6 protein-coding genes are annotated in these 7,238 nt (G+C 50.0%); all 6 read left to right on the top strand.

Annotated elements, in window-relative coordinates:
• Positions 1-1,405, top strand: a 1,405-nt coding sequence (locus tag LLG96_11130; protein ID MCE5250760.1) for an SUMF1/EgtB/PvdO family nonheme iron enzyme, incomplete at its 5' end; no start/stop codon positions are given.
• Between the two features lie 453 nt (positions 1,406-1,858).
• Positions 1,859-2,728, top strand: a complete 870-nt coding sequence (locus LLG96_11125; GenBank protein MCE5250759.1) for a PHP domain-containing protein — start codon at positions 1,859-1,861, stop codon at positions 2,726-2,728.
• The gene (locus tag LLG96_11120) at positions 2,700-3,506 is read left to right on the top strand and encodes an isoprenyl transferase (protein ID MCE5250758.1); all 807 of its coding nucleotides are present in this window, start codon (positions 2,700-2,702) and stop codon (positions 3,504-3,506) included. The genes LLG96_11125 and LLG96_11120 overlap by 29 nt, the downstream gene beginning before the upstream one ends.
• The gene (locus tag LLG96_11115) at positions 3,506-4,357 is read left to right on the top strand and encodes a phosphatidate cytidylyltransferase (protein MCE5250757.1); all 852 of its coding nucleotides are present in this window, start codon (positions 3,506-3,508) and stop codon (positions 4,355-4,357) included. Before LLG96_11120 ends, LLG96_11115 begins: the two co-directional genes overlap by 1 nt.
• Positions 4,354-5,502, top strand: coding sequence for a 1-deoxy-D-xylulose-5-phosphate reductoisomerase (locus LLG96_11110; GenBank protein MCE5250756.1), 1,149 nt, complete (start codon positions 4,354-4,356; stop codon positions 5,500-5,502). Before LLG96_11115 ends, LLG96_11110 begins: the two co-directional genes overlap by 4 nt.
• 11 nt (positions 5,503-5,513) lie before the next feature.
• Positions 5,514-6,833, top strand: coding sequence for an RIP metalloprotease RseP (gene rseP, locus LLG96_11105; GenBank protein ID MCE5250755.1), 1,320 nt, complete (start codon positions 5,514-5,516; stop codon positions 6,831-6,833).
• Positions 6,834-7,238 lie beyond the last annotated feature (405 nt).

Raw genomic sequence — 7,238 nt, 5'->3', positions numbered from 1 at the left:
CAACGACTGGTATGGAAGCTATCAGGGAGGAAGTGTGACTGACCCGAAAGGTCTGGAATCGGGCTACTACCGTGTCTTGCGCGGCGGCAGCTGGAGATATTTCTCAGACACCGACTGCCGTTCGACGGATCGTTACTCTCTCCTGCCGAACTCCAGGTACAACTACCTGGGATTCCGTGTTGTCCGGCGCCAGGGCGGTATGGTTACGCCTACTCAATACAAACTCACCATGACAGTGAATGCCATCGGCTGGGGAACGACAAACCCGTCGGGCGAAGCGCATTCATACGATTCGGGAACGGTGGTTATGATCACCGCAATACCGGCATCAGGCTACCGGTTTGTAAGCTGGACGGGAGAAGTCGCCAGTTCAACGAATGCCACTACGACAGTGACAATGACAGGTAACATTACAGTGATGGCGGTCTTTGAAAAGATACCGCCGCCACAATATACGCTTACGCTTGCCGTCAATACAAACGGTTGGGGCACGACGAGTCCTTCTGTCGGGGCGCACACGTACGACGAGGGGACGGTGGTAACAATCACAGCAACTCCAGAATCAGGCTATAGGTTCGTGAACTGGACGGGGAATGTTGCCGATATGGGTAAAGTGACCACGACGGTGACAATGACCGGGAACATGACGGTAACGGCGAATTTCGAACTGAAGGATACAATTTCTCCATGGGATAATGTGGGTATTAATTATGTTCAGATACCCGGCGGAAGTTTTGCGATGGGATCGGATACGGGTGATAGTGATGAGAAGCCGATTCATACCGTTACTCTTTCAACCTTTGAGATGAGCATCTTCGAAATTACGCAGGGGCAATACAAATCAGTTATCGGCTCGAATCCATCGCATTTCGCGGGAGATGACAACCTGCCGGTAGAGGAAGTAAGCTGGTTGGATGCGATCAGGTTCTGCAATGCGCTGAGTGTGAAAGCGGGTCTTGATGAGTGCTATTATATTGACACTGCAACATGTGATTTTACAAAGAATGGTTTTCGTTTGCCGACAGAGGCTGAGTGGGAGTATGCATGCCGGGCGGGAACTTCGACGGCGTATAACACGGGTGACACAAGCAGCGACCTTGCACGGGCAGGTTGGTATAGTGCAAACAGCAGTTCCAAAGCCCATCCGGTTGGGCAGAAAACGCCGAATGCATGGGGTCTGTACGATATGCACGGGAATGTATGTGAATGGTGCAATGATTTATACGGAAGTTATAGGAACATGAGTGAAACCGACCCGACAGGGGCGCAGACGGGCTCTACCCTTGTTGTTCGCGGTGGCGGCTGGAACACGTTTTACGGCTACTGTCGCTCTACCGTTCGCCCCGATCTCAAAATGGACTCTAAGAGCAACGACCTCGGTTTCCGTGTTGTCCGCAGGCCCTAAGCGGATTTCCCTTGGCAGAGGAGATGCTGAAATAACAGGCAAGTCATACAGTCAATGGGAGCTGGAACCGGGATTCCCATGATTAATCATGATTGCCTGGATTTTTTTATCCTGGCCATCCTTTTTCATCGTGAAAATCCTGGTTCAGAGTTTTTAGTAGTATGCCGGATACATATGTGTCATAAGTCTTCCCGGATTTTTTTCATCCCGGTCATCCTTTTCATCCTGAAAATCCCGGTCCAGGTTTTTTTGGTATGTCGCAGGATATTTTCCCCATATGCCTTCTACCTTATGCCTTATGCCTCGTTTCTTGTGCCTTCTGCCTGTTCTTTTCAAAATTTACATGAAAATCTATGATTGCCGTGCCCGATTGCGTTCTGTGGTTGACTTAGGAACAATCCTTTTCTATCTTATTCTTTAATATATGGATTATTCAGAGCCAGGGAGAACAGCATGCTGAGAGGGAACATAGATCTTCATATTCACACAACCTGTTCGGACGGACAGGACACTCCTGAAGAGATTGTGGAGGCTTATCTCCAGTCCGGGTATAGAACGATAGCAATCACCGACCACGATGCTGTCGAGGGTGTGATACGGGGTCTGGAAGCGGCGCGGGGAACTTCGCTTGAGCTCATTCCCGGAATCGAACTTTCCTCGGTTCAGGATATCTATGATATACACATTCTCGGTTATTTCATCGATTATGAAGACTGCGAATTCAGAAAACGGATCGCTTTTTTCAAAGAAAAACGGCACGAGCGGGCGGAAGAAATCGTAAAAAATCTGAATTACCTCGGTCTCGATATTCAGCTCGAAACGGTGTTGAGGATCGCCCACGGTGCCCCGATCGGGCGGCCCCATATCGCCGAAGCGCTCCTGTCGGAAGAGCTTATTACAACCTATGGGGAAGCGTTCGCGCGGTATATCGGCGATCAGGGGCCTGCATATGTTCCGAAATACAAGGTGACTCCCGGAGAGGCGATCGAGCTCATCAATGAAAACGGCGGAATTTCCGTTCTTGCCCATCCCGGTGTCCTCAATCGTGATGAATTTATCTTTGAGCTCATGGAGTATGGGCTCACAGGTCTCGAGGCCATTCATCCCCTCCATCCGCCGGAAAAACAGATGTATTATGAAAAACTTGCCAGAAAATACGGTCTCATTGTAACCGGCGGGTCGGACTGGCATGGTAAAAACAGGCGGAAAAGTTTCAAGGAGCTTATTAATTCACGCAGAGTTCCTCAAAAAACCATTCTTGAGATGAAATCATTTCTTAAAAACAGGAAACGAAGTGGAAAAAGAGTTGCTCGAACTCCGTAAGGCGGCGCTGAAAAAGGGACGGCTTCCGGCTCATGTGGCGATTATCATGGACGGAAATGGAAGGTGGGCAAAAAGCCGCGGACTCCGGAGAATCGATGGTCATCGGGCCGGTATCGAAACCGTGCGCCGTATCGTGCGGCTCGCGGGTGAAATCAATCTCGGCTACATGACGCTCTATACGTTCTCGTCCGAAAACTGGGGACGGCCTCCCGGTGAGATACGCGGACTCATGGAGCTTCTTTCCGAAACCCTTGAAAAAGAAGTCCCGGAACTCCATAAAAATCATGTCAGGCTCAAAACCATCGGAGATATTTCCATCCTTCCGAAAAGAAGCCGGGCGGCGTTGAGCGCTGCGATTGAAGCGACTTCGGGGAATGACGGCCTGACACTCGTGCTTGCCCTCAACTACGGGGGCCGTGACGAGATAGTCATGGCGATGAAAAAGATTGCAAACCAGGTTCTGAAAAATGAGCTGAAAGCTGAGAATATATCCGCAAAAACCGTTGATTCATCGCTCTATACCGCCGGAATACCCGATCCCGACTTGCTCATCAGGACTTCGGGGGAATATCGTCTCTCCAATTTTCTGCTCTGGCAGCTTGCCTATACCGAGCTCTGGATAACCGAGGTAAGGTGGCCCGATTTTTCCGAGCCGGATTTTCTCGATGCGATTGAATCATTCTGCTCACGGGAACGACGTTTTGGTAAAACGAGCCAGCAGATCATGAGTATCACCAAAAAGGTAACCACATATCTGGCAGGAATGAAATCCGAGTAATGGCTTCGGAAAAGCACGATCCCTATTCCCTGCTGAAGCGGGTTTTAGTCGCCATTGTGTTTGTTCCGGTGCTCCTCTGGCTTTTCTGGACAGGGGGATATCCGTTTTTTGTTTTTCTCGCCGTCATCACTGCTTTCGGGCAGTGGGAACTGTTCGGTATGTTCAGCCACCGTCTCCGGTTTCCGCACCGGGCGGTCGGATTCATCGCCGGAATGCTCATTGTCACGAGCGCCTCTTTCGGATACACGGGATATTGTACCGGCATCATCGTATTGTCCCTTATCGGTGTTTTTACAATCGAAATCGTATCCGGCAAAGACAATAAACTCGAAGCGGTTCTTCTGACACTGTTTGCCACCGTTTACCCGTCCTGTTGTAATGTTTTTCTTATGAAACTCAGCGGATACCGGTATTATGAAGATTTTACCCTCGGACGGCATATCCTGCTGTATGTGCTTGTTGTGATCTGGATTTTTGATACGGCATCGTACTTTTCAGGAAGGCAATGGGGGAAACACCCGTTTTTCCAGGGCATATCGCCGAAAAAGACTGCCGAGGGGTTTTTCGGAGGGCTGGCCGGAGTTGTGCTTCTTGGAATTGCTGCTGCTTTTTTCGTCGAAAATTCGTATATTATACATTTATTTGTTATAACCATCCTTGCCGCGCTGGCGGGACAGGCGGGCGACCTGTCCGAATCCGTGATTAAGCGTGACAGGGGAGTGAAGGATTCCTCCCGGATAATCCCGGGGCATGGCGGTGTACTTGACCGGTTTGACAGTCTGTTTTTTGCGGCGCCGGTGGTTTATATATATCTGACTGTCGTTTTTCATTTTTCCGGAGGTCATTTTTGAAACGGATTGTCATACTTGGTTCTACCGGTTCGATCGGCACATCAAGTCTTGATGTCATACGTTCCAATCCGACTCAATTCCGGGTTGTCGGGCTTTCTGCCGGCGGTTCGTTCGAAAAGATGTGCGCCCAGGTTCAGGAATTCGCCCCTGAGGCTGTCTCGATGCGCGACCCCGTCGCCGCCCGTGAAGTGAAAACCGGCGTTTCCGGAAAAACCGTTGTGTACGAGGGATTCGAGGGGATGATCGACATGGTGCGATCCCTCGATGCGGATGCCGTTGTCAACGGTCTTGTCGGCTCGGTCGGCGTTCTTCCTACTCTTGCCGCTCTCGAGACCGGAAAAGATGTGCTCCTTGCAAATAAAGAAACCATGGTCATGGCCGGGCGTTTAATAATTGGAGAAGCGGAGCGTTCCGGCCGGAGAATTGTTCCGATCGACAGCGAGATGAGCGCCATATACCAGTGTCTGAAAGGCGAGAGAAAAAAGGCGGTAAAAAGACTGATTCTGACAGCTTCGGGCGGGCCTTTTGTCGATTTCAGCATCGGGGAGCTCAGCACGGTTACCGTTAAACAGGCGCTCAACCACCCGACATGGTCGATGGGTGTAAAAAACACGATCGATTCGGCATCGATGATGAACAAGGGACTCGAGGTCATCGAGGCGCGATGGCTTTTCGATATTCCCGGCTCGGACATCGATGTAGTCATTCACCGTGGCTCAATCACCCATTCCATGGTGGAATTTATCGACGGGTCCCTCCTCGCACAGCTTTCAAAGCCGGATATGAGACTTGCTATCCAGTATGCCATGACCGACCCTGACCGTCTGCCCTCCCCGTATGGAGGGCTCGATTTTTCAAGGGCCTTTTCGCTGACTTTCGAGCCGCCCGATACCGGACGGTTTCCCTGTCTCGCGCTTGCTTATGAGGTTCTCGCCCGCGGAGGTACTGCTCCGGCTGCGATGAATGCCGCCAATGAACGGGCTGTCGAGGCGTTTGTAAACGGAGCCATTTCTTTCATGGAAATTCCTGAAACAATACGGCAGGTTGTTGACAATCATTGTTTCATTCCTGAACCGACGATCGATGATTTACTGCAAACCGACCGTGAGGCGAAACGCTCCATGAGTCTGATGTTTGAATCCTGACGGGGTATTATATGCTGCTGACACTGATATCATTCCTGTTTGTTTTGAGTTTTCTTGTGGTTATTCATGAATTCGGGCACTTCGCCGTGGCAAAACTGTCCGGGATAGGTGTCGAGCGCTTCAGCGTCGGCATGCCCCCCCGGGTGTTAGGTGTTCAGATTGGCGAAACCGATTACTGTATCTCTGCCATACCGTTCGGAGGGTATGTTAAACTGACCGGCCAGTCGGACTTTGATGAAGTGGAGAGCGAGGATTACGGTGACAGGGATTACCGTAAAAAATCCGTACCGGTCAGAATGGCTGTGCTTGTTGCAGGGAGCATAATGAATCTCCTTGCAGCGCTGGTTATCTTTTTCTTTGTATACTGGATGACCGGAGTACCCCAGAGCACAAACCGTGTCGGTCTTGTCGAGGATGGTACGCTTGCAGCCCAACTGGGATTCAAGAGAGGCGACGAGATTGTCGCCGTACAGGGCAAAAAGACTGATAATTTCGATTCGCTTATAGCGCTCTATACCGATGATAATGTAACCCTGACCGTCCGTGATGAAAACGGCGACCGTCAGATTCTCGTCCCCCGGAAGCTGAAAGAAAACGAAGATTTCGGAATTTCCGCATATTATGATGCCCGTATCGGGAGCATTCTGCCTGACAGTCCCGCCCAGAAAGCCGGTATCAGGCCCGATGATGTCATCGTGGCAATCGATAACGAACCTGTTTACGGCTGGGAGCATATGCGGAAGATAATCGAGGCTAATCCTGACGCGGAAAAAACCTTTACCATCCGGCGGAATGGCGAAACGATCCAACTGCCCGTAAAAATCGGTCATTCCGGTGAGGGCAGGCATCACCATTCAAAAGTGCCTGTGGGACGGGTCGGATATACCCCGTACATCCCGAACCGTGATGTGGGATTGGTTGAATCCGGCCGTATGGCGGTCGATAACACGGTTTTTCTTATCACACACACCGTTGACTTTTTCATCAAGCTCATTACCGGGCGAATGTCCGCCAAACTGCTCGGCGGGCCGGTCATGATCGCGCAGCTTGCAGGCAGAAGCGCACAAAGCGGTTTCGTATCCCTTCTCGGATTCACCGCATTCATCAGCGTCAATCTCGGGGTGCTCAACCTCCTCCCGTTCCCGGTCCTCGATGGCGGTCACGTAACCATTCTTTTCATCGAAACCGTCGTACGCAGAAAGCTTTCCACCAGGGCGCGGATGGCATTTCAGCAGTTCGGCTCTCTGGTGCTCCTGATTTTTATGCTCTACGTTACCTTCAATGATATCATGCGGGTCGATACCATTGCTCGACTTTTCGGGGGCAACTGACATATATAGTCAGTAACATTCCTCGTATTATCCGACTCCTTACATCTTCTTAATCATGGAAAACGCTGTTTTTTTCGGTATGAACAGCGTTTTTTCATATTCATGAGCATTTCTGATACAAAATCGTGAATCTAAAATCATACATATGATTGTACTTTTTGAACGCACCTCGGTATAACACTCTTTTTCGTGCTTTTCACTCCCCTGATAACTCCATTCGATCCCCACACCGCTGTTTTGAATAAATAATTTTTCCATTCGTATGTTTTTTTTCGCTTGACAAAGGGTCGTTGAGGGATATATTAGTGGATGAATGGAGGATAATGGTGAAAAATGGGGGATTCACCCTGCTTTCGGATTTTAATAAAACCACTTATAATCCATTAATAAACAACATATTAACTT

It is taken from the genome of bacterium (genome assembly GCA_021372535.1).
Lineage (GTDB): Bacteria > Latescibacterota > Latescibacteria > Latescibacterales > Latescibacteraceae > JAFGMP01.
The sequence above is the reverse complement of the archived record's forward strand: the minus strand, read 5'-3'. Positions and strand labels throughout refer to the sequence as shown.

What these genes read in the sequence shown, in the direction of transcription:
- rseP (MCE5250755.1), top strand. Translation starts at nt 5,514, where the DNA reads ATGCTGCTGACACTGATATCATTCCTGTTTGTTTTGAGTTTTCTTGTG.
- LLG96_11125 (MCE5250759.1), top strand. Translation starts at nt 1,859, where the DNA reads ATGCTGAGAGGGAACATAGATCTTCATATTCACACAACCTGTTCGGAC.
- LLG96_11115 (MCE5250757.1), top strand. Translation starts at nt 3,506, where the DNA reads ATGGCTTCGGAAAAGCACGATCCCTATTCCCTGCTGAAGCGGGTTTTA.